Consider the following 23,648-nt stretch of genomic DNA (forward strand, 5'->3'; position numbering starts at 1 on the left):
ACTGCGTTTGTCCGCATCGCGACATCCCTCTCGCATAGGCTGGTGGTACTGCCATTACGGCACTGCTCGCACTTACTTCTCGCCGAGGTCACTGATTGTCCCGTTTCAACTACCGACGCCGACATCGTGCGCAGCGCACCGGGATGACGCCAGGAGCAGTCTTTGGCGAGGCGCTCTCGGGCGGTCGGCGCCCCGGGCGCACCGCGCTCGCGCTGTCGGGGTTCGCGGCGCACCAGTTCGGCGAGGTGCTCGTGCCGGTCGCGGTCGGCATCGTCATCGATCACGCGATCGGACCTCGAGATCCGCTCGCCCTCGTCTGGTCGCTCGGGTTGCTCGCCGCAGCGTTCCTGCTGCTCATCGTGGCTTGGCAGACGGGCGTGCGCGTCGGCACCCGTGTGTACACCCGTGGTGAGCACACCCTGCGTCAACGCGTGATCGGGGTGGCACTGTTCGACGGATCGCGTCGCCGCCGCCCGACGGGCGACGTGCTGGCGCTGTCAGCCTCAGACACGTTCCAGTCGGCGGGCATCTTCTGGGTCGCGGCCGAGATCGCGGCGTCCGTTGCCGCGGTCGGCCTTTCGGTGTTCGTGCTGCTCGGCATCGCCTGGCAGCTGGCGGTGGCCGCCATCGTCGGCGCGCTGGTGCAGGGCGCCCTCGTGCACGTCGTGAGCGGCCCCCTGCGTCGCCGTGGTTTCGCCGCGCAGAACCGCGCGGCGCGCCTCGACACGGTGGGAACCGACTTCGCGACCGGCTTCCGCGTGCTCAGCTCGTTGGGCGGCGCTGAACGGGCCAGCGAACGCTACCGCGCGGAAAGCGCCAGCGCCGCGGAGGCCGCTCTCAGCGCCGAGCGCTCATCAGCGGGTCTCGCGTCACTCGCAACGCTGGTGAGCGGCTGCGTCTTCGCCGGCATCGCCGCCCTCGGCGGCTGGCTCGCGCTGCACGGCGACGTATCGGTCGGCGGCTTCGTCACCGCCATGGGACTGGCGCAGATCATCAAGGAACCGCTGCAGACCCTCGGCTCGGTACCGGCACAGATCGCGGCGAAGCACGGCTCGGCGCGGAGACTGTCGGAATACTTCTCGGGCGACGCGGCACGCGATGCAGGGCTGGAGGTTCCGGCACCCCGCACCGAATCTGCCGAACCGATCACGACATCGACGGCGAGCAGCGCGCCCGCCCCGCTCACCATCGCCACTGCACGAGGCTCCGTCGTAGTGCCCCCGGGCGCGGTCGTCGGCGTGCGGTGCGACCCGGCACACGCGAACGACCTCGCCGATCTGCTGGGCGCGCGACGCGGAGCGCTTCCCGGTGAGGTCTCGATCGGTGGCATCGATGCCAGCACGCTCGACTCACGGGCGCTGCGCACTGCCGTCTTCGCACCCCCGCACGCCGCTGCCGTCTTCAGCGGGTCGGCGGCTGAAAACCTCGGCGCACCCGCCGACGAAGCGCACCTCGCGATTGCAGGGTTCGACGAGGTGGTCGAACGCCTGCCGCTCGGGCTCGACGAGCCGCTCGGCGAGCGGGGGCTGCGGCTTTCGGGCGGCCAGCGTCAGCGGCTGCTGCTCGCCCGCGCCCTGCACCAGCCGCACGAGGTGCTCGTGCTCCACGAGCCGACGACCGCGATGGACCCGGTGACCGAGGCGCGCATCGCCGCAGCGCTCGGCACGGCGGGCCGCACCATGCTGCTGATCACCGATCGCCCCAGTCTGCTCGCCGCCTGCGACCGAGTGCACGACCTCCGGGAGGCCACCCGTTGAGCGATCCACAGACGACCAAGCTCCCGGTGGCGAGCGGTCGCGACACGGCGCGATTCCTCACACGCACCATCGGCCGCACGCCGCTGCTCCCCATCGCCGCGCTCCTGGCGATTGGCGCGGGCACCGGTGCCGCACTCGTCGCTCCGTGGCTCGTCGGCCGTCTCGTCGACGGCGTCGTCGCCGACGACTCGTCCGTGCTCGTTCCCGTCGTCATCGCGCTCGTCGTCGCCTTCGCCGTCGGCGCCGCACTCACGTGGTGGGGCCGCGTGCTCCTCGCGCGTCTGGCGCAGCGCACGATCCGTGTCGTGCGCGAATCGGCGTTCGCGTCGGCGTTCGCACAGCCGGCCGCGCGCATCGAGGCCGCCGGCACCGGCGACCTCATCTCCCGCCTCTCGACCGATGTTCGGGCCGTTGGGGAGGTCGTCTCCGAAGCGCTGCCGGCGCTGCTCAGTGCGGGGTTCGGAATCGCGCTCAGCCTCGTCGGCATGAGCGTGCTCGACCCGAGGCTCGCCCTGGCGGCTCTCGCTGCGGCCCCCATCCAGATCATCGCCCTACGGGTGTTCCTGCGGCGCAGCGCTCCGGTCTACCGCGACCACCGAGCCGCGGTCGCCGAGCGGGGCCAGCGCACCATCGAGGCCGTGCGCGGCGCCGACACGGTCGCCGCCCTCCAGTCCGAAACCCGACATCTGACCCGCATCGGCGACGCATCGGAGCAGGCCATCGGGCTGGAGGTGCGCGCGACGCACGTGCGAAACGTGTTCTTCGGCAACCTGAACTTCGCGGAGTTCGTCGGGCTCACGGCCGTGTTGCTCGTCGGGTACCTCCTGGTCTCCTCGGGCACGCTCGAAATCGGTGCTGCGACCGCCGCCGCACTGTACTTTCTCGGCCTCTTCGGCCCGATGGGCAGCCTGCTCGCACGCATCGACGATCTGCAAGACGCCGGGGCGAGCCTCGCGCGACTCACCGGCGTCATCATGCTCACGGTGCCGGATCGCCAGACGACGGCGATCGAATCGGCAGCGGGCGCGCCGACACCTGGCGCTTCAGCCGCTGCGGTGCCGCGCGGTCACCTGGAGATCGTCGATCTGGAATTCGGCTACCGCGCCGACACCACCGACCTCGCTGATGTTGCGCTCACCATCTCTCCCGGGGAGTTCGTCGCCGTCGTCGGCGCGAGCGGCGCGGGCAAGTCGACGCTCGCCCGCGTCGTCGCCGGCGAGCTCGTGCCCCGCCGCGGCACGGTGCGGCACGACGCACGCGCGCTCGCCGAGGCACACCCCGCCGATCAGCGTGCGGCGTCCGTGCTGCTCGCGCAGGAGCCGCACGTGTTCGACGGTACCGTGCGCGATGACCTCACGCTCTTCGCCGACGCCGATGACGCCGAGATCACCGCGGCGATCGGGCGCCTGGGTGCGGAGTGGATCCTGCATCTGCCCGAGGGTCTCGACACCCGTATCGGCGATACCGGCCTCACCCTGACTCCCGGCCAGGCCCAGCACCTCGCGCTCGTGCGCGTCGCGCTCGCCGAAGCCCCGCTGGTCATCCTCGACGAGGCGACCGCTGAAGCAGGCTCGCAAGATGCGGAGTTGCTCGACGCCGCGTCGCGCGCCGCCGCCGGCCCGCGCACCTCGGTCGTGATCGCGCATCGACTCGCCCAGACCGCGAGCGCGGATCGCATCGTGGTCATGCACGACGGCCGGATCGCCCAAACCGGCACGCACGACGAACTGCGGGCAGTGCCGGGCCCGTACGCCGAACTCTGGTCGGCGTCGCAGGGTCACTGAGACGACTGGCACATCACCCCGCGTCGATTCAGCGCGGCGTCGCGAGCCCCTCGCGGAGCCGCGCCACCGTCTTGAGGTCGGTGGTCTGCTGCCCGAGGAGGTTCGGCTTGCCGGCGCCGTGATAGTCGCTCGAGCCGGTGGCCACGAGTCCCTGCTGCGCGACCGCCGCGATGATCGGAGGCATCCAGTCATCTCGGTGCTCGGGGTGGCGCAGCTCGACGCCGGTGAGCCCCGCTTCGGCGAGTTCGCCGAGCTCGCGCGGGGATACGGGAGTCCGCTGTCGGAATGCAGCCGGGTGGGCGAGCACGGCGACGCCCCCGGCAGCGCGCACCATGCGAATCGCCTCGACGGTCTCGATCGCGTCGGTGCCGAGGTAGTACCGGGAGCGCGGATGGAGGAGTTCGGCGAACACCGTGCTGCGATCGGGGAAATACCCGGCGGCGACGAGCGCGTCGGCGATGTGCGGCCGCCCAACGGTGCGTGCGTCCTCATCGCCGACGACGGCTTCCCAGGTGATCGCGTAATCGGCGGCGACCAGACGCACCATTTCTCTTGCGCGGGTCAATCGCGACCGGCGCACGTGGGCGAGGGCGTCGAAGAGTTCACCGGCGAGCGGAGAGATGCCGTACCCGAGCAGGTGCCGAGATTTGCCGCCGTGTTTGGTAGTGATCTCGATGCCCGGCAGAAAATCGACGCCCACCGAGGCCGCCGCCTCACGCGCTTCGCCCCAGCCGTCGATGGTGTCGTGATCGGTGAGGGCGAACCCCGCCAGGCCGATGTCGGCGGCGTCGCGCGCGATCTGAGCGGGGCGGGTCGTGCCGTCCGAGAACACCGAGTGCGTGTGCAGATCGAAGCCAGGCTGCCCCGCCGCGGAATCCGTCATCCTGCCATCTTACGGCGCGGTCGCTGCCGGTCGCATGCGTCGTCGAAGTGAGAAGATGGACGCATGACCGACAGCGCTCAGACCACTCACGAGGTGGAAATCGACAACAGCAACCGGAGCACCACTCCGCAGACCGACGTGTTCGTGGAGTACCTCTCCACGCACTGGGCGGATCGCCCGGAGACGCTCCCCGAGGCCTGGCCGGTCGCGGCGCACGCTGCCGAGCGCCGCGCGACCTTCGCCTCGCAGTTCCCGGGTGAGCGCGTCGTCGTGGCCGCGGGTGCGATGAAGCAGCGCTCGAACGACACGTTCTACCAGTACCGCGCGCACAGTGCGTTCGCCCACCTCACCGGGTGGGGGTCCGCGAGCGAGCCCGGCGCCATTCTCGTGTTCGAACCTAGCGATGGAGGCCACGACGCCACCGTGTACTTCCGCGAGCGAGCCGGTCGCGACAGCGATGAGTTCTTCGCGAACCCTGAAATCGGTGAGTTCTGGATCGGGCCGCGCCCGTCGCTCGCGCAGGTCTCGGCGGCGCTCGGCGTCGCCACCGCCGCACTCGCGGAGTTCGTTGCCAGTGACGCCGATCGCACGCTCGACGACCCCGAGGTGGCCCGCGTCGCTTCCGAGCTGCGACTCGTGAAAGACGCGTACGAACTCGCCGAGATGCAGGCCGCGGTCGACGCGACGGCGCAGGGATTCGATGACGTGCTCGCGGCACTCCCGCAGGCGAGCGCGCACACGCGCGGCGAACGCATTGTCGAGGGCGTCTTCAACCAGCGCGCCCGCCTTGAGGGCAACACGGTGGGATACGAGACCATCGCCGCGTCGGGCCCCCACGCCTGCACGCTGCACTGGATTCAGAACGACGGCCCCGTGCGTGACGGCGATCTGCTGCTGCTCGACGCCGGAATCGAGCTCGACAGCCTGTACACCGCGGACATCACCCGCACAGTACCCATCTCGGGCACCTTCAGCGAGGTGCAGCGTCGTGTGTACGAGACCGTCCTCGAAGCGGCCGACGCCGCGCGCGCCATCGTGCAGCCGGGCATCCGCTTCCGCGAGGTGCACGCAGCCGCGATGGAGATCATCGAGCGCCGCACGCGCGAGTGGGGCTTCCTCCCCGAAGACGACGGCACCGCCTACTACCGTCGCTACATGGTGCACGGCACCAGCCACCATCTCGGCATGGATGTGCACGACTGCGCGCAGGCGCGCCGCGACCTGTATCTCGACGGCGTGCTCGAGGCCGGCATGGTCTTCACCATCGAGCCCGGGCTCTACTTCCAGCCCGACGACCTCACCGTACCCGAGGAGTACCGCGGCATCGGCGTGCGCATCGAAGACGACATCGTCGTGACGGCCGATGGCTGCGTGAACCTGTCGGCGGGGATTCCGCGCGAGGCCGCAGCGGTCGAAGCCTGGGTGCAGCGCCTGCGCGCGCCGCGCAGCTGACGCGAAGCGCGCGCCGCGGGCTCGCAGTACCGGAGGCTAGACTCTGTGGCCATGGTCTCCGGTACTGCACGCTCACGCGCTCCGTGGCGCAGCCGCGTATACGCCGTGGGAGCGACCGGCACCGCCGCTCTACTCCTCGGCACCACGGCGCTCGCACCGTTCTCCATGACGGCAGCGTTCGCGGCACCCGGCGACGCGACTGCGGCGAGCACGGGTATCACGCAGTCGGTCACCGCTGCGACGCCGATCGGCAGCGCCACGCAGGCCGGCATCGACGTCGCTGCGGCAGAGGCGCCCGCGACGACGCAGAAGCAGCCCACAACCGGCACCACCAGCAGCGCGCTCTACACGCTCGAGCAGTTCATGTTCAGCGGCGCCGTGAACTGGGGCGGCTACCGGTTCACCTACTACAGCGAGCAAGTGCTCCCAGGCCCGGGGCTCGAGATTCCCGGGCGCCACGTCAACGATGACGGCTACGTCAGCGACTCCGATGGCTACATCGTGCTCGCCGGCGACGCCCCGAAGGGCACGGTCTTCGAGACACCGTTCGGGCATCCCGGCAAAATCTACGATCGCGGCACGTTCGGCACGCACCTCGACGTCTACGTCCGCTGATTCGGTCTCGCATGCATCACTCCCAGCCTTGGCGCGTCGACGGTGACCCGACCACCGAGCACCTCGATCGCGAGGCACTGCGGCAGTTCCGGTTCACGAACGGCCTCGGCTTTCCGAGATCGTATGTCGACTTCATCGAGCGGTACGGGTGGGCCCGCACCTTCGGCCTGTGGCTGATCTACCCGCCCGTACACGCCGGCTTCGCCGATGGTCGGGCACGCGCCGAGCACCTCACCACGCGCTTTCGCGCGCAATTCCGTGAGGGTCGCGCCGACGACTTCGACTGGATGATCGAGCCCGATGGCTCGTGGGAGCTCGCGGAGCGTCTGGATGTGTTCGGCTGGAGCGAGAACGGTGATTTTCTGCTCTGGGATCCGGCAAACGCCACCGCAGACGGCGAGTTCCCGGTCTGGGAGTCGCGCCGCGCCGACTCCTTGCATCTGCTCGGGGCGACCCTCGACGAAGCGCTCCCTCGACTGCGTACGGAGTCGGTACTGCATCAGGAGCGCCCCGACCTGCCCGACGTCCAACCGCTCGCGGCGGTGCGCCTCTAGGCCTCCAGGGCGAGACGCGCGGCGCACTACTCGACGTCGCCGTCGACGTACACCCAGCGGCGGTCGGATCCGGATCGCGCAAAACGACTGCGCTCGCGCAGTTCGATGCGCCCCGCCGGCCCGCGACCGATCGCGGTGAACGTCACCGTGCCGGTCTCGTCGAACGGTCCGCCGCCCTCCGCGCCCTCGATGAACAGCCGTTTCCATTCGGTGCCGTCGTCGAGGTCGATTTCGTCGGGCCGTGTTGCCGGGTCCCAGCTCGCGCGCAGATACGCGGCGTCGCCAAGAGCAAATGCACTGAACCGCGACCGCATGAGGCGCTCTGCCGTGGGCGCCGGCTCCCCCGCGTGCAACGGGCCGCAGCACCCCGCGTAGGCGACGCCGCGGCCGCAGGGGCAGAGCGCGTCGGTCACGCGCCGAGGCCGCCCCGCAGGGCGCGCTCCAGGGTGTCGAGGCGCACGCCACCGAGTGCGAGCGCGTCGCGGTGGAAGGCGCGGATGTCGAAGGCTCCCCCGTCGCTCGTCGCGCGCGTGGATGCCTCATCGCGCAGTTGCTCCCAGATGCGCTGACCGACCTTGTACGACGGAGCCTGCCCGGCCCAGCCGAGGTAGCGGAGCACCTCGAAGCGCACGAAACCGTCGTTCATGTTGACGTTCTCGGCGAGGAACCCGAAGGCGTACTCGCCATCCCACACGCCGCCATCAGGGCGACGCTTGCCGAGGTGTACGCCGATGTCGAGCACGACGCGGGCGGCCCGCATGCGCTGACCATCGAACATGCCGAGGCGATCCGCCGGGTCATCGAGGTACCCGAGCTGCTCCATGAGGCGCTCCGCGTACAGCGCCCACCCCTCGGCGTGACCCGAGGTGCCGGCGAGCTGACGGCGCCACTCGTTGAGCGACCCGCGATTCACCACCGCCTGGCCGATCTGCAGGTGATGACCGGGCACGCCCTCGTGGTAGACCGTGGTGAGCTCGCGCCAGGTGTCGAACTCGGTGACCTCCTCGGGAACGGACCACCACATGCGGCCGGGGCGGGCGAAGTCGTCGCTCGGCCCGGTGTAGTAGATGCCGCCCTCCTGCGTCGGTGCGATGCGGCACTCGAGCGCACGGATCTGCTCGGGAATCTCGAACTGTGTGCCCGCGAGTTCGGCGACCGCACGATCGCTGGTCTCCTGCATCCAGCGCTGCAGCGCCTCGGTGCCGTGGAGCTTACGCGACGGATCCTGTTCGAGTTTCGCGATCGCCTCCGCGACGATGCCGGGGCGGGGCGATCCACCGACGATCTCGGCCGCCGTGCGCTCTTGTTCGTCGACCATGCGCGCGAGTTCCTCGAGCCCCCACTCGTACGTCTCGTCGAGATCGATCTTCGCGCCCAGGAACGCCTCCGAGGCGAGCGCGTAGCGATCCCGACCGAATGCGTCCGCGGTGGGCGCGTTCGGCGCAACCTCGCGCTCGAGGAAGTCGGCGAGCTCGGAGTAGGCAGTCGACGCTTCTGCGGCAGCCGCGGCCACCTCGATCGCGAGACCCGCCGGGATCCCCGCCGTGCCCGCGAGCCGCCCGAAGAAACCAAGATCTTCGGGCGTGCCGGCGGTGCGACGCGCTTGGGCGGCAACCTCTTCGACCTGGCGGATCGCCGGGACGAGACGCTGCCGCACCCCGTCCGCAAGCGTCTCGCGGTACCCCGCAAGCGACGCGGGCACGGCGCGCAGACGCGCCGAGACGTGCTGCCAATCCGCTTCGGTATCGGTGGGCATGAGGTCGAAGATGTCGCGGATGTTCTGCGACGGCGAGGCGATCACGTTCAGGTCGCGCAGATGCTCGCCCGCGTCGTGCTGCGCGAGCGAGAGGCGCAGTTCGGCTTCCAGGTCGGCGCGCGTCACGGCATCGACCTCGTCAACGGGCGCGGTCGCGACGAGCTCCGCGAGTGCGCGACGCTCATCGGCCGCGAGCGCCTCGGCGCCCTGCGGGGAGAGGTCGGGCAAGCCGTCCACGGTGCGGCCGATATAGGTACCGATCGTCGGGTCGTGTTCGACCAGGGTGTCCACCCAGGCCTCGGCGATACGGTCGATCGCGGTCTGCTGGCGCTGTTCAGTCATACGACAACGCTACGACGGAAACCTCGGCTTCTTCCGAGCGACGCGGCGACGACGCGAGAACCGGAGCGCGCGCACGCTACACTAAACGTATTCGCTGCGCATTCGCGCGCCCGCACGACCGAGGAGTTTCCGTGAAGATCCGCACCCGCATCGCCACCGCCGTGACTGTCGCGCTCGCTTCGGTCTTCGTCGCTGCCCCCGCATTTGCGAGCGGCGGCGGAGACGATACGGCGTCGATGCTGTCGCACGCGGGCGAGCCGCTCAACTACGCGGGTATCGCCGCGGTCGGCATCGTACTGCTGCTCATCGTGCTCGTGGGCTCCACGCTCGTCGGCAACCTCTTCGAAAAGAAGTAAGCGCAGCACTCAGACATCACCGTACGAAGGGCGGCGATCCGGATTCGGATCGCCGCCCTTCGGCATTGCGGCACCTGAGTGCGCTCAGGCTCGCACCGCGTTCAGCTGCGCACCACGCGAATGCCAGACACCGACGTATCGACGGCGCCGCGCACATACCCCGTGGGCGACGCCGCTACGGCCTGCAAGAACGCGACGGTTTCGGCCGTCACCTCCTCGCCCGGAAGCAGGTTCGGAATACCCGGCGGGTACGCGGCGAGCGTGTCGGCGGAGATACGGCCGACCGCGTCCGCAGCGGGCACCACTTCGCTGTCGCCGAAGTACGCGTCGCGTGGCAGCACGCGCAGTGCGCCGGGCTCGGGCAACTCGGGGAAGCCTGCTGCGGCCTCGGTGTCGGGGTCGGCAAGTGCAGCCGTGGCGACCTCGTCGAGCGCCGAGATCACGCGCTCGACGTCGGGAACGTTGAGCGCACCGATCACGGCGACGACACTCGTCGCCGTCGACATCTCCAGGTAGATGCCGTGCTCGGCGCTCATGCGACCGCGCACCCAGTGCCCGCTGCGGCCGATGCGAGAGACGTCGATGGGCACCCGGAGGCGGTCGGTCGCCACGATGTCGGGGAACGCGTCGAAGCCGTCACTGATGATGGCGAAGCGGACGTCGGCGCGGAGCCGATCCCGAATCTCATCGGCCGCGCGGATCGCCTCGCCGATGCGCACCTCACCCTGCACCAGCGCGCGCCGCGCCTCGTCGAGCGACCCCATCAGCAAGCTGCTCATCGAGGTGGACGCCGTCATCGAGTAGGCGCGGGCGACCAGCGGCTCGAGACGGTCGGCGAAAGGCCCCTCGCCAAGGTGCAGCATTGCCGACTGCGTCAGCGAACCGGCGAGCTTGTGCGTGCTCGACACCACGAGGTCGGCGCCGAGACGGGCCGGAGACTCGGGCAGGTCGGCATGGAAGCCGAAGTGCGCTCCCCAGGCGCCGTCCACGATGATGGCCGCGTCGTGCGCGTGCGCCACCTCGGCAAGACCGGCGACATCTGCGGTCGACCCGAAGTAGCTGGGCGACACGACGTACACGCTCGACACCGCACGGCCTGCCTCAGCCTCTCGCGTGAGTGCGGCTTCCAGTGCCGCGGGCGTCAGTCCGTGGGCGATGCCGTGATGCGCGTCGATCCCGGGCCGCACGAATGCGGGTACGAGACCTGAGAGCAGCACTCCGTCGGTCAGACTCGAGTGCATGCTGCGCTGCACGAGGATGCGCTCGCCGAGCCCGCGCACCGCGATGGCGGCGGTGCGGTTCGCCTGCGAGGCACCGTTCGTCAGGAACCACGTGCGGCGTGCGCCCCAGGCCTCGGCGGCGAGCTGCTGCGACTGCGCGAGCGGCGAGTCCTCGCCCAGATCGATGCCCTCGAGCATGAGCGGGATATCGACTGCGGGCACCCGCTCGCCGAGAAGGTCGGTGAGGTGGGCGGCACCGTGCTCGGGGTCACTGCCGTGCCCCGGCACCATGAGCGACATGGGGCGGGCGTCGGCGAACCGGCGCAGCGCGTCGGCATACGGAGCCGTGAGCTGCGCGGGCGATGCGGCGGCGGCTTCCCGTGACCGAGGCGCGGGATCGGTGCCCCGCGCCGTGGGCCCGGCGGCACCACCGATCGGTGCCACGGTCGGGGCTTCGTTGCCCAGCGGCGAATGACGGGGGTCGATACGCGAATCCTGTTCCAGCATGACTCCAGCGTGGCCGCGCAGGGCGCCGGCGTGAAGCCCGCAATCGCCTCCCGGGAGCCATATACTGTCTGGAACGCACCGGGGCGAATGACCCCGGTTGATCCAGAAGAACCGAGGTACCCGGTGATTGATTTCCGACAGCTCCAAGCGCTTAGCGCGGTAGCCGCGGAGGGATCCGTAGCGCGCGCGGCCAAGCGTCTGGGGTGGAGTCAGCCGACCGTGGACTACCATCTCAAGAACCTCGACCGCCTCGTCGGCACGGATCTGACGACGCGGAGTACCCGAGGCAGCAAGCTCACGACCGCGGGCAACCTCATGCTCGAACGCGGCGACGAGATATTGAGTCTTGCCGACCGCGCGCTGACCGACGTGCGCGATCTGGCGCAGCTCGGCAAGATTCGTCTGCGCTTCGGCACGTTTCCGACGGCGGCGTCACGGCTGCTCCCCGGCATCGCCAGCCGCGTCGCCGAACTCGGTATTGAACTCGACGCGACGCTCGAAGAACTCGCACCACTGATCACCCGCATCAACCAGCACACGCTCGACGCCGCGCTCGTCTACGCGGCGGGCGGGTATCGGCTCCCGTTCCGCGCCGAGGTGCACACCACGCACCTCTTCACCGACCCGATGCTCATCGCGTTACCCGCGACGCACCCCGCCGCGTCGCACGCGTCGTTCGACCGCGAGGCGCTGTTGTCGCTCGCCGACGACAGCTGGGTCATGGGATCAACACCGGGCGATACGCTGGACGACCTCGTGCGCGAGCTCTTTCATGCCGAGGGGCTGCAGGTCAACGTTGCGATTCGCACGGACGACTATTCGGTGGTACTGGGGCTGATCGCCGCCGGCATGGCCGTCGCGCTCGTGCCGAGTCTCGTGAGCTTCAACCCGCCGGAGGGAGTCGTGCTGCGGCCGATCGAGGACCCGAGATATGCGCGCGAGCTGCTGCTCGCGGCTCCGGCCGGGCCAGGTGGCCCATCAGCGGCCGTGCGCCAACTCGCCGAGGCGGTGCGGCGCTCGATCAGTGCCCTCGGGTAGGGCGCGGTGCAGTGGGAGGGGCGCCGAACGGCGTCCCTCCCACTGAGCGGGTCAGTGCCCGCCGTGGCCGCCCGAGGTCTCCTCGGGCTTCTTGATGAAGAACGACAGTACGATCGGCACCACCGCGATGCACGCCGCGGTAAAGAACGCCGCGTGCGCACCCGGCGCACCCGCATCGGCGGTGGCGAGGCCGTCAGCCTCACCGGCGTGCAAGAAGCTCGAGTAGATCGAGATCAGCACAGCGGTGCCCGCGGCACCGCCCACCTGCTGCAGCGTATTCAGCGCCGCGGATCCGTGCGAGTACAGCGAACGCTCGAGCGAACCGAGCGATGCCGAGAACAGCGGGGTGAATGAGCCCGCGAGGCCCAGCGACATCGCGATCTGTACGAGCATGAGGAACCACATCGGCGTGTGCGTGCCCACGGTCGAGTACACGAACATCGCCGCGGCGATCAGAATCGTGCCGGGCACGAGCAGTGTCTTCGGCCCGCGGGCATCGTAGATGCGCCCCATGACCGGCCCGAGCACGCCCATGAGCACCGAGCCCGGCAGCAGCACGAGGCCGGCGGCGGTCGGATCGAGCCCCGCCACATTCTGCAGATACAGCGGCAGCAGCGAGAACGTGCCGAACATCGCGAGCGAGATGATCGCCATGATGATGACCGACAGCACGTAGTTGCTCGAGCGGAACACTCGCAGATCGAGCAGTGCATCGTTCTTCTTCTGGAGCGCGAGCTGACGCCACACGAACAGTGCGAGGAACACGACTCCGCCGCCGATGATGATGGCGGTCATCGCGGGGCCGCCCGTCGAGGCGCCGTGTCCACCCAGCTGGCTGAGTCCGAAGACGATGCCACCGAAGGCGAGCGCCGAGAGCACGATCGACAGCACGTCGATCGGCGCGTGCGTGGTCTCGCCGAGATTGGTCATCCACTTGGCGCCGAGCAGCAGCGCGATGATCGCGATCGGCAGAATGATGCCGAAGAGCCAGCGCCACCCGAGCGTGTCGAGCACGACGCCCGACAGCGTCGGGCCGAGTGCGGGTGCGAGGCTGATGACGAGGCCGACACGCCCCATCATGCGGCCGCGCGACTGCGGGGGCACGACATTCATGACGGTGGTCATCAGCAGCGGCATCATGATGCCGGTGCCGGCTGCCTGCACGACACGACCGACAAGCAGCACGCTGAATCCGGGCGCGACCAGGCAGATGAGCGTGCCGAGCACAAAGGTGGAGATGGCCGCCAGGAACACCTGACGGGTGGTGAAGCGCTGCAGCATGAAGCCGGTCGTCGGGATCACGACGGCCATGGTGAGCATGAAGGCACTGGTCAGCCACTGCCCCAGCTCGGGCGGAATGCCGAGCGTGACGTTGAGCTCGGGAATGGCAATCGCCATCGTGGTTTCGTTCAAGATCGCGACGAACGCGGCGATCAGCAGCAGCCAGATGACCCGCATGCCTGCGGGGTCGATGGTGTCGCCCGCCGATTTCGGCGTGCGTACGGAAGCGGTATCGGGTGTCAAAAGTGGCACTCCTCGAGAAGACGACGCTGCCCCGGGCCAGGAGCGCGCGAAGCTCCTCGTAGGCAGACGTATGAGTCTAACCGAGATCCGCGGGTTTCCATTCCGCGGATCTCCAACTGTTTACTTCCCGAACGGATCGCCGAGCCGTGCGAGGAACTCCCGCGTCTCCGGGCGCTCGGGGTGCTCGAAGATCTGCTCGGGCGTGCCCGACTCGACGATGACGCCGTCTTTGAGGTAGACCACCCGGTCGGCGACGCGCCGTGCGAACGACATCTCGTGCGTCGCCATCACGATCGTGGAGCCTGCCTCTTTCAGCTCGCGCACCAGATCGAGCACCTCGCCCACGAGCTGCGGGTCGAGCGCGCTCGTGATCTCGTCGAGCAGCAGCAGTTCGGGATCGGTCGCGATCGCGCGCGCGATCGCGACGCGCTGCTGCTGACCGCCCGAGAGACGATCGGGGTACTCCCCCGATTTCTCGCCGAGCCCGATACGGGTGAGCAGTTCGAGCCCGCGGCGCTCGGCCTCGGCTCGCGGCGTGCGGAAGACCTTGCGCGCGGCGAGCGTCACGTTGTCGAGTACGGTCATGTGCGGAAAGAGGTTGTAGTGCTGGAAGACGACACCGATCCGAGCGCGCACGGTGTCGGCATCGGCGCGCGGGTCGGTGATGTCATCACCGGCGAGCAGAATTCGCCCATCGTCGACCTGCTCGAGCAAGTTCACCGTCTTCAGCAGCGTCGACTTCCCCGAACCCGATGCGCCGATCAACACCACGGCCTCGTGCCGGTGCACGGTCAGATCGATGCCGCGCAGCACGGCCTGGTCGCCGAAGCGCTTGACGACCCCCTGCACGTCGAGCACGGGGTCGGTCGGGTGATCCTGAGCGGTCACACCACACCTCCGATCTGTTCGCGTCGCTGTGCCCGGGCCGTGAGCCAATCCGTGAGACGAATGAACGGCAGCGACAGCAGCACGAACAGTACTCCGGCGAGCACATAGGGCGTGAAGTTATAGCTCGACGCCACCTCGATCTGCGCCGCGCGCACCGCGTCGACCGCGCCGAGCACTGAGATCAGGCCGACGTCCTTCTGCATGGAGACGAAGTCGTTCATGAGGGCGGGCGTGACCTTGCGCACGGCCTGCGGCAGCACCACGAGTCGCAGCGTCTTCGCGTGGCTGAGCCCGAGTGAGCGTGCCGCCAGCCGCTGCGACGGGTGCACGGCGTCGATGCCGGCCCGGAGCACCTCGGCGATGTAGGCCGAATAGCAGAGAATGAGTGCGATTGTTCCCCAAAACTGCGCTGGGAGCCGCCCGGTCAGTTCGAGCCCCGGAATGCCGAACCCCACCAGGTACAGCACCAGCAGCACGGGGATTCCACGGAAGATGTCGGTGTAGCCGGCCGCGAGCAACCGGATCGGGGTGAAGACCGGGCCGCGCAGCGTCCGAGCGATCGCGAGCAACGTGCCCAGCACGCCCACGCCAATCGCCGCAACGAACAGCACCTGGATGTTGAGCCACAGCCCCTTGATCACGCGCGGGAACGACTCGACCGCGACCTGCGGGTCGAAGAACGTCTCGCGCACCCGCTCCCAGCCGGGGCTGTTCACGAGCACCAGCAGAATCAGCGCCGCGAACACGAGCGTGCTCGCGATGCTGATCAGGATCGACTGCTGCCCGCGCGACCGTCGGTAGGCGCGTCGGTCGAGCTCGATCTGGCTGACGCCGCCCGGCTGCGTGGCCGACGAGCCGGCTCGGTCAGGTGAGTGGGTCACCCGACGACTACTTCAGTACGGGAGCGCCCTGGTCGGCGATCCACTCGGCGGCGAGCTGGTCGAGCGTGCCGTTCTCGCGTAGCGCGTCGACTGCCTTCGTGACGTCGGCGGTGAGCGCCGAGCCCTTGGGCAGCACGAAAGCGAAATCATCGCCGCCCGACTGCGAATCGAGCTGGCCGACGATGACACCGTCGTCGAGCTGGGCGTCGCGCACGTAGAAGGCGCCCGGCAGGTCGGTGACTAGTGCGTCGATGGTGCCGTTCTTCAGTGCGGCGACGGTGTCGTCGACCGAGTTGAAGACCTGCAGCTCCTGGGTCGGCGCGATGACCTGCTCCGCCACCTCGAGCGAGGTGGTGCCGGAGGCGACACCGATGGTCGCGTTCTTCAGGTCGGCGATGCTCGTCGCTTTCGCGGCGTCCGTGCCGCCCGCTGCGACAACGGCCTGCGTCGTCGTGTAGTACGGCGACGAGAAATCGACGGCCTGCTTGCGCTCATCGCTCACGGAGAACTGCTGAATGTTGAGGTCGAAGTCTTTCGGCCCCGGCGCGATCGCGGCGTCGAAGCTGGTGCGCACCCACTCGACGTCGTCTTTCGCGTACCCGAGCTCATCGGCGACCGCGTAGGCGACCGCAGCTTCGAAACCCTCGCCGCTCTCCGGAGCATCATCGATCACCCACGGCGCGTAGGCGGGCTCGCCGGTGGCGATGGTGAGCTTGCCCTCGGTCACCGCACCGACGCCGGCGTCATCGCCGGTCGCACCGTTGGTGCATGCGGAAAGGGCGAGCATCGCTGCTGCGCCGACGGCGAGGGTCGCGGCGAGGCGTGACGTGCGGAACATGGGACTCCTTGGCTTCGGGCGGACGCGCAGGATCGCGGGCATCCGGACGGGGTTCATTCTACGAGACATCACCGGGCGTGATGAACGGATCGGTAACGCTCCACCCCGCCGACGATCGTGCGCCGCGCCCGCCCGGCCCCGGCTTCGACGAGTTCGGCAAGCGCCGCGTCGGGGTCGTGCACGGGAACGGCGAAGAATGCGAGGTCGGCCATGGCGCCGACGCCGAGTTGGCCGATGCGACGCTTGCCCACGTTCAGCCCGAGCGCGGTCGCCCCGCCCAGGGTCGCCGCACCGAACAGTCGCTGGTGCAGATCGTCGCCGCGGTATCCCTGCGCACGCGCGACCTGGTACAGCTTGGCGACATCGGCGAGCAGGTCGAGCGACGGCGATGACGACAGCGAGTCGGTGCCGACCGCGATGGCGTTGCCCTCGCGGAGGTACGCCGCGACCGGGGGCATATCGAGCCCGATCACCTCATTCGACCGCGGGCAGAGCGCCACGCTCGTGCCGCGAGCGCGCAGCAGCGCACGATCTTCGGCACTCACGTAGACGCCGTGCGCAATGTGGCAGTCGGGCCCGAGCACCCCGAGGTGGTCGACGAACTGCGTCGATGAGACGCCGATGCCGTGCGACCGCAGCGCGCGAAAACTATCTGCGCCGAGTTCGGGCCAGGCCCCGTGCCCGCCCGGGCCGGCGCCCACGTAACCGTCGATGCCGTCGAACTCGCGCTCCATGTGGGCCTCGGCGAGGTGAATGTGCAGGCGCAGTCCCTCTTCCCGCACGATGTCGGGCAGCTCAAGGAGCGGTTGCACCTCGAGCGAATAGGGCGCGTGCGGCGAGACACCGGCACCGGGAGGGGTCGGGATGTTCCGGATCTGCTCGCGCACGGCGTCCTTCGCCTCCGGAGTCCAGTCGGCGTTGTTCGCCCCGTAGACCTCCCAGTAGGCGATGCCGTGCATGCCGGCGTCGTGCAACGCGCTGAGCGCCTCACGGTCGGTCACGACGTCGGCCGCGGCGGTCACGCCCGCGGCGAGCGAGAGTCGAGCGCCCTCGGCCGCGGCCGCGGCCCAATCGTGAGACTCGCGGGCGTACACCGCGTCGAAGGCATCGCCCCAGTGATCGAAGCCCGTGTAGTTGCGGGCGGCGACTTCGCGCATTCCCGTGTACTGCAGATGCGTGTGCGCGTTGACCAAACCAGGTGCGAGCACCCCGTCCCAGCGCTCTTCCGTGAACGACGCGCCCCGCTCGGCGAGCACCTCGAGCACCCACCGCCGATCACCGACATGGACGATACGATCCCCCTGTACCGCGACCGCACCGTCGATGATGCGCGGGCTGGTCACGGGGAAGACGAGGGCCGCGCTGTAGACGACGATCGGTGCTGCAGGGTTCACCCGTTCGAGTGTAGGGCGTCCGGCTCCGATGCCCCCGCACGATAACGGTGCACGGTCCAGTGCTGCGCGGCGCCGCCCGGTCGCGTTCCCACGGGCGACGGCTCGACCGAAGCCCCCAGCGCATCGAGTGCGGCACGGGCCACGCGATCCTCGGCGGCGGCCGACAGCGTGTGCAGTCGCGGCTCGGCATCTTCGGACGCGATGAGTCGTGCGATCGCCGAGAGCTGGGTGGCGAACGACAAGTCCATCACCTCGATCGGGTTGCCCTCGGCTGCGGTGTAATTGATCCCGCCGCCGCCGGCGAGCACTCGCGGCCCGGGCCCGTCGGCGCCCGGAGCGCGCCACTCCACGATGTCGGGGCCCGCGACCGCCGGCCGCCAGCCCGCGTCGCGAAGCTCGTCCAGCGCGAGTTCGTCATCAATGCCACCCGCTACCGCGACCACTGCACCGGCCGGCATGAGCGCGAATGCGGCCGCGCCGATCGTGTGCCACACACCCGTCGCGCTGACCACCACGTCGGCAGTGGGAAGCGCTGCCGCGGCGGTCGCGACCTCGTGCCCGTCGTGCACCGCCGACAGCGCACGCACCGCGTCGCGTTCGACGACCGTGACGCGAGCTCCGAGTGCGGCGGCGAACTGCGCCACGCCTTGACCCACGGGCCCGTACCCATAGACGACCCAGTGCTCGCCCGCCACCCCGCGGTACTCATGTCCGGCGGCGGCGTGATCGCGCACGTCTCCGATCGCGAAGACGCACGATTGGCCGGTGCCGATCCGGTTGTCGAAATCGGTCTTGGTGCGTGCGTCGTTGACCGCGATCACCGGAACCCGAAGCGCACCGAGCGACGCCATCTCGTGCACTGGTCGCACGCCGCTCGTCGTCTCTTCAGCGACGCCTCGCAGCGCCGCCAGTGCCGCGCGCCGTTCCGTGTGGGCAAGTCTCAGCAGGTGCGCCCCGTCATCGACGAGATAGGCCGGGGCCCAGTCGAGCAGTGCTGCGGCATGCCGCGCGTCGACTTCGGCGGCATGCGCGGCATCGACCGCGTGCTGCGGGGCGAACACCGCGACACGGCCGTCACCCGCCAGCGCCGCAGCGATTTCGGGGTCGGTCTCCGACACCGCGCTGAAGACCGCCACCTCACATCCGGCCTCGGCCAGCGTTCGCGCAAATGCCGCGGTCTTCGGTTCGAGAACGAGGCTGACACCGATACGTGCCCCATCGTCTCGGCGTGAGGCTGCCGTGCGCACCTCGTCGGCGAGCGCCGCCGTTGCGGGCATGCCGGCGACCGCCCAGGCGATCCGCGACTCAGCGTCGGCGTTGCGCAGCGACTCCGTCGAGCCGTCGAGCCCGATGCGCATGCCGGGGAGTCCGCTCGAGTGGGGATCCCGCTCGGCGCTGCCCGCAGAGATGGACGCCGGATCAACGCGATCCACGAACGCGAAATCGACGTCTTCGCCAGCCCCCCGCAGACGCACGCCCATGCCCCGAAGCACCCACGAGAGTTCGCGCTGCAACTCCGGGTCCGACAGCACAACGGAGGCGGTGCGCCCGGCGAGCAACCGGTTGCCGACGCGAGCTGCGGATCGCACCGCGCGTTCACTGCGCAGTGCCGTGGCAAAATCACGGGTCACGGGTCTCTCCCTTCGAGTTTGGTGACGCGGACGCACCCGGTGTGGGCGACGCGGAGTCAGACGCCGAATCCGCGTCATCAGATGCTTCACGCCACTGCGCGCACGCCGCATCCGCGTCATCGGGCAGCCCCAGTGCGGCACGCGCGGATGCGGCCGCACTCCCCACGTCTTCGGCGCCTTCCCAGCGGTAGTCGAGCGCTTTTTCGGCGCTCAGCTTCGCGACGCGAGCCGCCTGGCCCTCATCGTCTTCGAGCGTGCGGGCGACCTCGGCGATGCTGCCCGCCGCCGCATCGGGCCAGCGCGTGGTCGACGCGGTGAGTGCGGCTGCCGCATCTGCGCTGTGCTTCGCGACCGCGCGCATGCGCTGTGCAAAGTCGGCCACGTCAACGGACTCGACATCGCCCGAATCGCGCTCGGCGGCACGGTCTGCTTCCAAGCGCAGGCGATCCAGCGCGACATCGGCGTCATCCCAGGCCGCATTGACCGGGCAGACCGCTTCCAGATACTCCGCGCCGGCTTCGGACACGGTGAGCTCCTGCGGCTCCGGAACCTCCTCGGCGCACCCGGTGAGGCCGCAAATCAGCATCACGACGCCCAGCGGCACGAACACACGAAGCGATACACGCATGCCCCCAGACTACTGACCACCTCCTGACCACGCGTGTCGCACGCCGGCAGTAGGCTGACGCCATGTCGAGATATCAGAACGAAGCGGAAGCCGCCGCCGACGGCTTCACCATCGTGCACGAACCCGAGCGCGCGTGCTACGCGGTGTACGCCGAGGGTGGCCGTCTCGTCGGCGAAGCGCACTACTCGTTGCTCGGTGACGGCGAGATCGATTTCGACCACACCGTCGTCGCTCCCGAGTTGCGCGGATCGGGCATCTCGGGGCTGCTCGCGCATCGCGCGGTCACCGGAGACGCGGTCGGCGCACGCACCATTCGCGCATCGTGCTGGTTTATCGCCGGGTACCTCGAGCGGCACCCCGAGCTTGTCAGCGACGCGGGCTGACCGAACCGTCCGTGACGCGGGGATCACCCGCGGTCTGCTGGACTACTCGGCCACGTCGCGATCCTTGCGCTTGAACATGCTCTTCTTCGCGGGCGGCGCCGCGTGCTGCTGCACCAGCGCTGTGAGATCTTTCTCGATCAGCTGCTGAATGCGCTGATCGCGCTCGTCGCGGTACTCGTCGTTGTCGCCGCCGCTGTAGTAGGGGTGCTGCGCGCGATCGGCGAGCGAGGTGCCGATTTCGTCCCAGGCCATGCTGCGCGCGCGTTCCGCCGCCGAGTCCAGGTACGCCTCGTCTGCCGCTCGCGCACGCAGCTCTTCGGCGACCTTCTCGTACACTTCCTGTCGGTGACGGAGTGTGCGGTTGTCGTCGTTGCCGTAATCGGACTCGCTCCACGAGCTGCGACCGGTATCACGAATCTCCCCGCGCATTCGAGCGATGTGCTGCGCGTCCCGTTCCCGCTCAACCGCAAGGTCAACGGTGGCTTCCCGCACCATGTCGACGATCTGCGCGGCGTCGTAATCGACGTGCTTCTTCAGCGCATTCATGATGATCGCGTTCTTGACCGTCATGCGCACCGCGACATCGGCGACAAGAAGCCCCTGCTCGGCGATCTCCTCCACCGGTGCGAGCACGCGTCTCGGCAGCCGGCGGGGCGGGCGCGACGACTTCCGCTTGCGCTTCTTGAGCCAGCCGAACATCGCGCTCCTTCCCGGCCGTCAAGGCCACTCCGCATCATTATCGCGCATGCTCGGCCGGGTGCCCTGATTTCGGCGGGCTCACGGCGCGCCCGGTGCTGCCGGTGTCATGCGTGGCGTTTACCGCGCACTGCACGAAGCTGGCTGCGACTCAGAGCCGTGAATGATCCGGCGTCGCCTCCAGAGACACCCAGACCGAGGCTGCTGCTGCCGGGCCGAGGCTGACAGCCGAGGCATCGTCTGCATCGGCGACGGCTCCGAGATCTCCGACACGCACCGTCACGGTCTCGGAGTACGGCTGCCCCGGGAGCACGTGCAGCACCGCGTCGACGACGATGTCGCGACTCGCGAAAAACTGCAGCATGCCGTTGTCGGCATCGGAGATGCGCTCGACGCGCACCCGGCAGGGCGCGGGCGCCGCGATGAGCTGTACTGCATCGGGTCGGTGCACGGCCCCCGAAGCACTCGGAATGGGATCGCCGTGGGGATCCCGCGTCGGAAACCCGAGCACGCGATCCATACGATCGATCAATGCGTCCGACACCGCATGCTCGAGGCGGTCGGCCTCGTCATGCACCTCGTCCCACTCGTACTCGAGATGCCGCACGAGGAATGTTTCGATCAGGCGGTGCCGACGAATCATCGACACGGCATGCACGCGGCCTAGATCGGTGAGGGTGACACTGCCGTACCGGGCGTGCCCGACGAGTTCAAGGTCTGACAGCTTGCGAAGCGCGTCCGAGACCGTGGAGAGCCGCACCCCGGCGGATTCCGCGATGGCCGAGTTCGACACGGGCGCGTCTGACCACTCCTGCAGCCCCCAAATCACCTTGAGATAGTTCTGCATGCTCGGGGAGAGATCGTCGACGCTCACAGATTCAGAATACTCGGGCACCTGACGCGGCCCCCCTTTCGGCATCCGCGGGTGCGACCACGCCGCGCGCGAGATCGCGCAGCGCGCGCAGCGCATCGGCGTAGACCGCATCGTCGGTGCCGCCCATACCGATGACCAGCCCGAACATGCGCTCGCTCGCGAGATGGCGCCAGTACGATCCGAGCGCCGCGACCCCGAGCCCGAAGGGGAACTCCGCACTCGGTGCGTTTGCGCGCGCCACCAGCTCGACCTCGAGCGCGTCCGCCGCGCCGCGCGTCAGCTCAATGACGGCATGCAGCCCGCCGCTCAGCGGTCGAGGCCGCAGCCCGGGGACACCGACGAACGCGTCAGAGATCAGGTCGCGGCGGCGCGCGTGACGCCGTCGCTGCCGCGCGATGTTGCGCCGCAGCGCACCGCTTGCGAGGTACTCCGCCAGTGCGCGCTGCACCGCAATCGCGACGGGCGATCCGAGATCTCGCCGCACCGGGTAGAGCATCCGCAGCACGTGCTCGGGAGCGCGGAGGTACCCTGCGGCGAGCGCGGGGGTTACCGTGCTTGAGAAGGTGCCGAGCGTGATGACGCAGCGCTGCTCGGGGTCGTCGAGTGCTGCGAGCATGGGCAGCGGGCTCCCGGAGACTCGAAACTCCGAGTCGAAGTCGTCTTCGATGACAAGCACTCCGCTCCGGCGCGCCCACTCGAGAAGTTCGAGGCGACGCGGCAGCGGAAGTGATCCGCCGAGCGGATACTGATGGCTCGGTGTGACGATGACGAGGTCGAGTACTCCCTCGGGGAGCCGGTCCACGCGCAGCCCCTGCTCATCGACGGGCAATGCCACCACCTGCGCACCGTGGCGGGTGGCGACGGCCCGAAGCGAGGGGTAGCCGGGGTCTTCGACGCCGACGACGAGTGCGTTGCCGCGAGTGGTGCCGAGCGCGGTGAGTAGCAGCCCGAGCCCCTCGCGTGCGCCGGCGGTGACGAGCACATCGGAGGACGCCGTCGGGGTCGCGCGCACCCGGCGCAGGTGATCGCCGATCTCGGCGCGCAGCCGCGACTCTCCGAAGGCGTGCGGGGCATGATCTGAGAACTCGAGCGCCGTGCGCCAAGCCGAGCGCCACGCGGAGCTCTCGAGCGCTCCGCTCGACCCGGCGCCCGGCGACAGCGGCGGTCGGGAGTTCTTGCCGCGCGGATCGGGGGGCAGTGCGGAAGCTCGTGTGGACTCTGCATCCGCTGCGGGGACGGCGAGTGACGCCCGGATCGCGGGGGCTCCGGTGAACGGTGCGCCCGACGGCGACTCGCGCGTCACGTGGGCGGCGCCGTCGCGGGCGGCGAGCGCCGGATTCACGCGGGTGCCTCGACCTGCCTCTGCGTACAGGTACCCCTCCGCGAGCAACTGCTCGTAGGCGGCGACGACGACGCCGCGCGCCACCCCCGTGCTGCTCGCGAGCGCCCGCGACGACGGCAAGTCGTCCCCGGGCAGCAACTGCGCGCTCAAAATGGCCGAGCGGAGTGCCGTCGCGAGCTGCACCGGCAATGGCTCGGCGCGGCCGCGATCGACCGGCAGCACGAGTTCGGCGGGATCGCGGCGCTCGGAATGCATGGCGCCAGTGTGCCACAGTGGCGCAGTATTGGTCCATCGATGTTGCTGCA

The 23,648-nt window shown here is 69.4% G+C and carries 22 protein-coding genes; 8 read left to right on the top strand and 14 right to left on the bottom strand.

Annotated elements, in window-relative coordinates; translation table 11 throughout:
- The first annotated feature begins 143 nt into the window (after nt 1–143).
- Together ACZF5Y_RS10000 and ACZF5Y_RS10005 are read left to right on the top strand one after the other, a co-directional pair.
- On the top strand, nt 144–1,757 hold the full coding sequence (locus tag ACZF5Y_RS10000) for an ABC transporter transmembrane domain-containing protein (protein WP_497532521.1): 1,614 nt from the start codon (nt 144–146) through the stop codon (nt 1,755–1,757).
- Nucleotides 1,754–3,541: an ABC transporter ATP-binding protein gene (locus ACZF5Y_RS10005; protein ID WP_497532522.1), complete on the top strand. Its 1,788-nt coding sequence runs from the start codon at nt 1,754–1,756 to the stop codon at nt 3,539–3,541. The genes ACZF5Y_RS10000 and ACZF5Y_RS10005 overlap by 4 nt, the downstream gene beginning before the upstream one ends.
- A 28-nt stretch (nt 3,542–3,569) precedes the next feature.
- Here ACZF5Y_RS10005 and ACZF5Y_RS10010 read toward each other — a convergent pair whose 3' ends face one another.
- A complete protein-coding gene (locus tag ACZF5Y_RS10010; protein WP_497532523.1) occupies nt 3,570–4,424 on the bottom strand; it encodes a PHP domain-containing protein in 855 nt (284 codons plus the stop codon).
- A 63-nt stretch (nt 4,425–4,487) separates the two neighbouring features.
- Here ACZF5Y_RS10010 and ACZF5Y_RS10015 point away from each other — a divergent pair, with 63 nt between their 5' ends.
- Genes ACZF5Y_RS10015 through ACZF5Y_RS10025 form a run of 3 tightly spaced genes read left to right on the top strand, consistent with a single transcriptional unit; the run spans nt 4,488 to nt 7,045 of the window.
- Entirely contained in the window at nt 4,488–5,876 is a 1,389-nt protein-coding gene (locus ACZF5Y_RS10015; protein ID WP_497532524.1) for an aminopeptidase P family protein, read from the top strand.
- A 51-nt stretch (nt 5,877–5,927) separates the two neighbouring features.
- Complete coding sequence (locus ACZF5Y_RS10020) at nt 5,928–6,491, top strand: hypothetical protein (protein WP_497532525.1); 564 nt, start codon at nt 5,928–5,930, stop codon at nt 6,489–6,491.
- An 11-nt stretch (nt 6,492–6,502) separates the two neighbouring features.
- A complete protein-coding gene (locus ACZF5Y_RS10025) occupies nt 6,503–7,045 on the top strand; it encodes a hypothetical protein (RefSeq protein ID WP_497532526.1) in 543 nt (180 codons plus the stop codon).
- A 26-nt stretch (nt 7,046–7,071) separates the two neighbouring features.
- On the opposite strand, the gene ACZF5Y_RS10030 is transcribed toward ACZF5Y_RS10025, so the two are convergent.
- Nucleotides 7,072–7,458, bottom strand: coding sequence for a YchJ family protein (locus ACZF5Y_RS10030; protein ID WP_497532527.1), 387 nt, complete (start codon nt 7,456–7,458; stop codon nt 7,072–7,074).
- Nucleotides 7,455–9,143 carry a DUF885 domain-containing protein gene (locus ACZF5Y_RS10035; protein ID WP_497532528.1) on the bottom strand — a complete coding sequence of 563 codons (1,689 nt, stop codon included), beginning with the start codon at nt 9,141–9,143 and terminating at the stop codon, nt 7,455–7,457. The genes ACZF5Y_RS10030 and ACZF5Y_RS10035 overlap by 4 nt, the downstream gene beginning before the upstream one ends.
- 131 nt (nt 9,144–9,274) lie before the next feature.
- Here ACZF5Y_RS10035 and ACZF5Y_RS10040 point away from each other — a divergent pair, with 131 nt between their 5' ends.
- Nucleotides 9,275–9,499, top strand: a complete 225-nt coding sequence (locus ACZF5Y_RS10040; protein WP_053353337.1) for a hypothetical protein — start codon at nt 9,275–9,277, stop codon at nt 9,497–9,499.
- A 101-nt stretch (nt 9,500–9,600) separates the two neighbouring features.
- Here ACZF5Y_RS10040 and ACZF5Y_RS10045 read toward each other — a convergent pair whose 3' ends face one another.
- Nucleotides 9,601–11,226: an aminotransferase class I/II-fold pyridoxal phosphate-dependent enzyme gene (locus ACZF5Y_RS10045; protein ID WP_497532529.1), complete on the bottom strand. Its 1,626-nt coding sequence runs from the start codon at nt 11,224–11,226 to the stop codon at nt 9,601–9,603.
- An 87-nt stretch (nt 11,227–11,313) separates the two neighbouring features.
- On the opposite strand from ACZF5Y_RS10045, the gene ACZF5Y_RS10050 reads away from it, so the two are divergent.
- Nucleotides 11,314–12,264, top strand: a complete 951-nt coding sequence (locus ACZF5Y_RS10050; protein ID WP_497532530.1) for a LysR family transcriptional regulator — start codon at nt 11,314–11,316, stop codon at nt 12,262–12,264.
- Nucleotides 12,265–12,315: 51 nt separating this feature from the next.
- Here the strand turns inward: ACZF5Y_RS10050 and ACZF5Y_RS10055 are convergent, their stop codons facing one another.
- From ACZF5Y_RS10055 to ACZF5Y_RS10085, 7 genes are all read right to left on the bottom strand, one after another.
- Nucleotides 12,316–13,788, bottom strand: a complete 1,473-nt coding sequence (locus tag ACZF5Y_RS10055) for an MDR family MFS transporter (RefSeq protein WP_497535328.1) — start codon at nt 13,786–13,788, stop codon at nt 12,316–12,318.
- Nucleotides 13,789–13,908: 120 nt separating this feature from the next.
- The gene (locus tag ACZF5Y_RS10060) at nt 13,909–14,676 is read right to left on the bottom strand and encodes an amino acid ABC transporter ATP-binding protein (RefSeq protein ID WP_497532531.1); all 768 of its coding nucleotides are present in this window, start codon (nt 14,674–14,676) and stop codon (nt 13,909–13,911) included.
- Nucleotides 14,673–15,557, bottom strand: a complete 885-nt coding sequence (locus tag ACZF5Y_RS10065; RefSeq protein WP_497532532.1) for an amino acid ABC transporter permease — start codon at nt 15,555–15,557, stop codon at nt 14,673–14,675. The genes ACZF5Y_RS10060 and ACZF5Y_RS10065 overlap by 4 nt, the downstream gene beginning before the upstream one ends.
- Nucleotides 15,558–15,564: 7 nt before the next feature.
- Entirely contained in the window at nt 15,565–16,395 is an 831-nt protein-coding gene (locus ACZF5Y_RS10070; RefSeq protein ID WP_497532533.1) for an ABC transporter substrate-binding protein, read from the bottom strand.
- A gap of 68 nt (nt 16,396–16,463) precedes the next feature.
- Nucleotides 16,464–17,789, bottom strand: coding sequence for an amidohydrolase family protein (locus ACZF5Y_RS10075; RefSeq protein ID WP_497532534.1), 1,326 nt, complete (start codon nt 17,787–17,789; stop codon nt 16,464–16,466).
- Nucleotides 17,786–19,420 carry an adenosylhomocysteinase gene (locus ACZF5Y_RS10080; RefSeq protein ID WP_497532535.1) on the bottom strand — a complete coding sequence of 545 codons (1,635 nt, stop codon included), beginning with the start codon at nt 19,418–19,420 and terminating at the stop codon, nt 17,786–17,788. Before ACZF5Y_RS10080 ends, ACZF5Y_RS10075 begins: the two co-directional genes overlap by 4 nt.
- Nucleotides 19,410–20,048, bottom strand: a complete 639-nt coding sequence (locus tag ACZF5Y_RS10085) for a hypothetical protein (protein WP_497532536.1) — start codon at nt 20,046–20,048, stop codon at nt 19,410–19,412. The genes ACZF5Y_RS10080 and ACZF5Y_RS10085 overlap by 11 nt, the downstream gene beginning before the upstream one ends.
- A gap of 62 nt (nt 20,049–20,110) precedes the next feature.
- On the opposite strand from ACZF5Y_RS10085, the gene ACZF5Y_RS10090 reads away from it, so the two are divergent.
- Nucleotides 20,111–20,431 carry a GNAT family N-acetyltransferase gene (locus ACZF5Y_RS10090; RefSeq protein ID WP_497532537.1) on the top strand — a complete coding sequence of 107 codons (321 nt, stop codon included), beginning with the start codon at nt 20,111–20,113 and terminating at the stop codon, nt 20,429–20,431.
- Between the two features lie 42 nt (nt 20,432–20,473).
- Here the strand turns inward: ACZF5Y_RS10090 and ACZF5Y_RS10095 are convergent, their stop codons facing one another.
- From ACZF5Y_RS10095 to pdxR, 3 genes are all read right to left on the bottom strand, one after another.
- The gene (locus tag ACZF5Y_RS10095) at nt 20,474–21,130 is read right to left on the bottom strand and encodes an asparagine synthase (protein WP_497532538.1); all 657 of its coding nucleotides are present in this window, start codon (nt 21,128–21,130) and stop codon (nt 20,474–20,476) included.
- A gap of 148 nt (nt 21,131–21,278) precedes the next feature.
- Nucleotides 21,279–22,001 carry a metal-dependent transcriptional regulator gene (locus tag ACZF5Y_RS10100; protein WP_497532539.1) on the bottom strand — a complete coding sequence of 241 codons (723 nt, stop codon included), beginning with the start codon at nt 21,999–22,001 and terminating at the stop codon, nt 21,279–21,281.
- 4 nt (nt 22,002–22,005) lie between these two features.
- A complete protein-coding gene (gene pdxR, locus ACZF5Y_RS10105) occupies nt 22,006–23,598 on the bottom strand; it encodes a MocR-like pyridoxine biosynthesis transcription factor PdxR (protein WP_497532540.1) in 1,593 nt (530 codons plus the stop codon).
- Between the last annotated feature and the right edge of the window lie 50 nt (nt 23,599–23,648).

This window comes from Leucobacter sp. WKLB1 (genome assembly GCF_059696215.1).

What these genes read in the sequence shown, in the direction of transcription:
- ACZF5Y_RS10000 (WP_497532521.1), top strand. Translation starts at nt 144, where the DNA reads ATGACGCCAGGAGCAGTCTTTGGCGAGGCGCTCTCGGGCGGTCGGCGC.
- ACZF5Y_RS10010 (WP_497532523.1), bottom strand. Translation starts at nt 4,424, where the DNA reads ATGACGGATTCCGCGGCGGGGCAGCCTGGCTTCGATCTGCACACGCAC.
- ACZF5Y_RS10015 (WP_497532524.1), top strand. Translation starts at nt 4,488, where the DNA reads ATGACCGACAGCGCTCAGACCACTCACGAGGTGGAAATCGACAACAGC.
- ACZF5Y_RS10020 (WP_497532525.1), top strand. Translation starts at nt 5,928, where the DNA reads ATGGTCTCCGGTACTGCACGCTCACGCGCTCCGTGGCGCAGCCGCGTA.
- ACZF5Y_RS10025 (WP_497532526.1), top strand. Translation starts at nt 6,503, where the DNA reads ATGCATCACTCCCAGCCTTGGCGCGTCGACGGTGACCCGACCACCGAG.
- ACZF5Y_RS10035 (WP_497532528.1), bottom strand. Translation starts at nt 9,143, where the DNA reads ATGACTGAACAGCGCCAGCAGACCGCGATCGACCGTATCGCCGAGGCC.
- ACZF5Y_RS10045 (WP_497532529.1), bottom strand. Translation starts at nt 11,226, where the DNA reads ATGCTGGAACAGGATTCGCGTATCGACCCCCGTCATTCGCCGCTGGGC.
- ACZF5Y_RS10050 (WP_497532530.1), top strand. Translation starts at nt 11,314, where the DNA reads ATGACCCCGGTTGATCCAGAAGAACCGAGGTACCCGGTGATTGATTTC.
- ACZF5Y_RS10070 (WP_497532533.1), bottom strand. Translation starts at nt 16,395, where the DNA reads ATGTTCCGCACGTCACGCCTCGCCGCGACCCTCGCCGTCGGCGCAGCA.
- ACZF5Y_RS10085 (WP_497532536.1), bottom strand. Translation starts at nt 20,048, where the DNA reads ATGCGTGTATCGCTTCGTGTGTTCGTGCCGCTGGGCGTCGTGATGCTG.
- ACZF5Y_RS10090 (WP_497532537.1), top strand. Translation starts at nt 20,111, where the DNA reads ATGTCGAGATATCAGAACGAAGCGGAAGCCGCCGCCGACGGCTTCACC.
- ACZF5Y_RS10095 (WP_497532538.1), bottom strand. Translation starts at nt 21,130, where the DNA reads ATGTTCGGCTGGCTCAAGAAGCGCAAGCGGAAGTCGTCGCGCCCGCCC.
- pdxR (WP_497532540.1), bottom strand. Translation starts at nt 23,598, where the DNA reads ATGCATTCCGAGCGCCGCGATCCCGCCGAACTCGTGCTGCCGGTCGAT.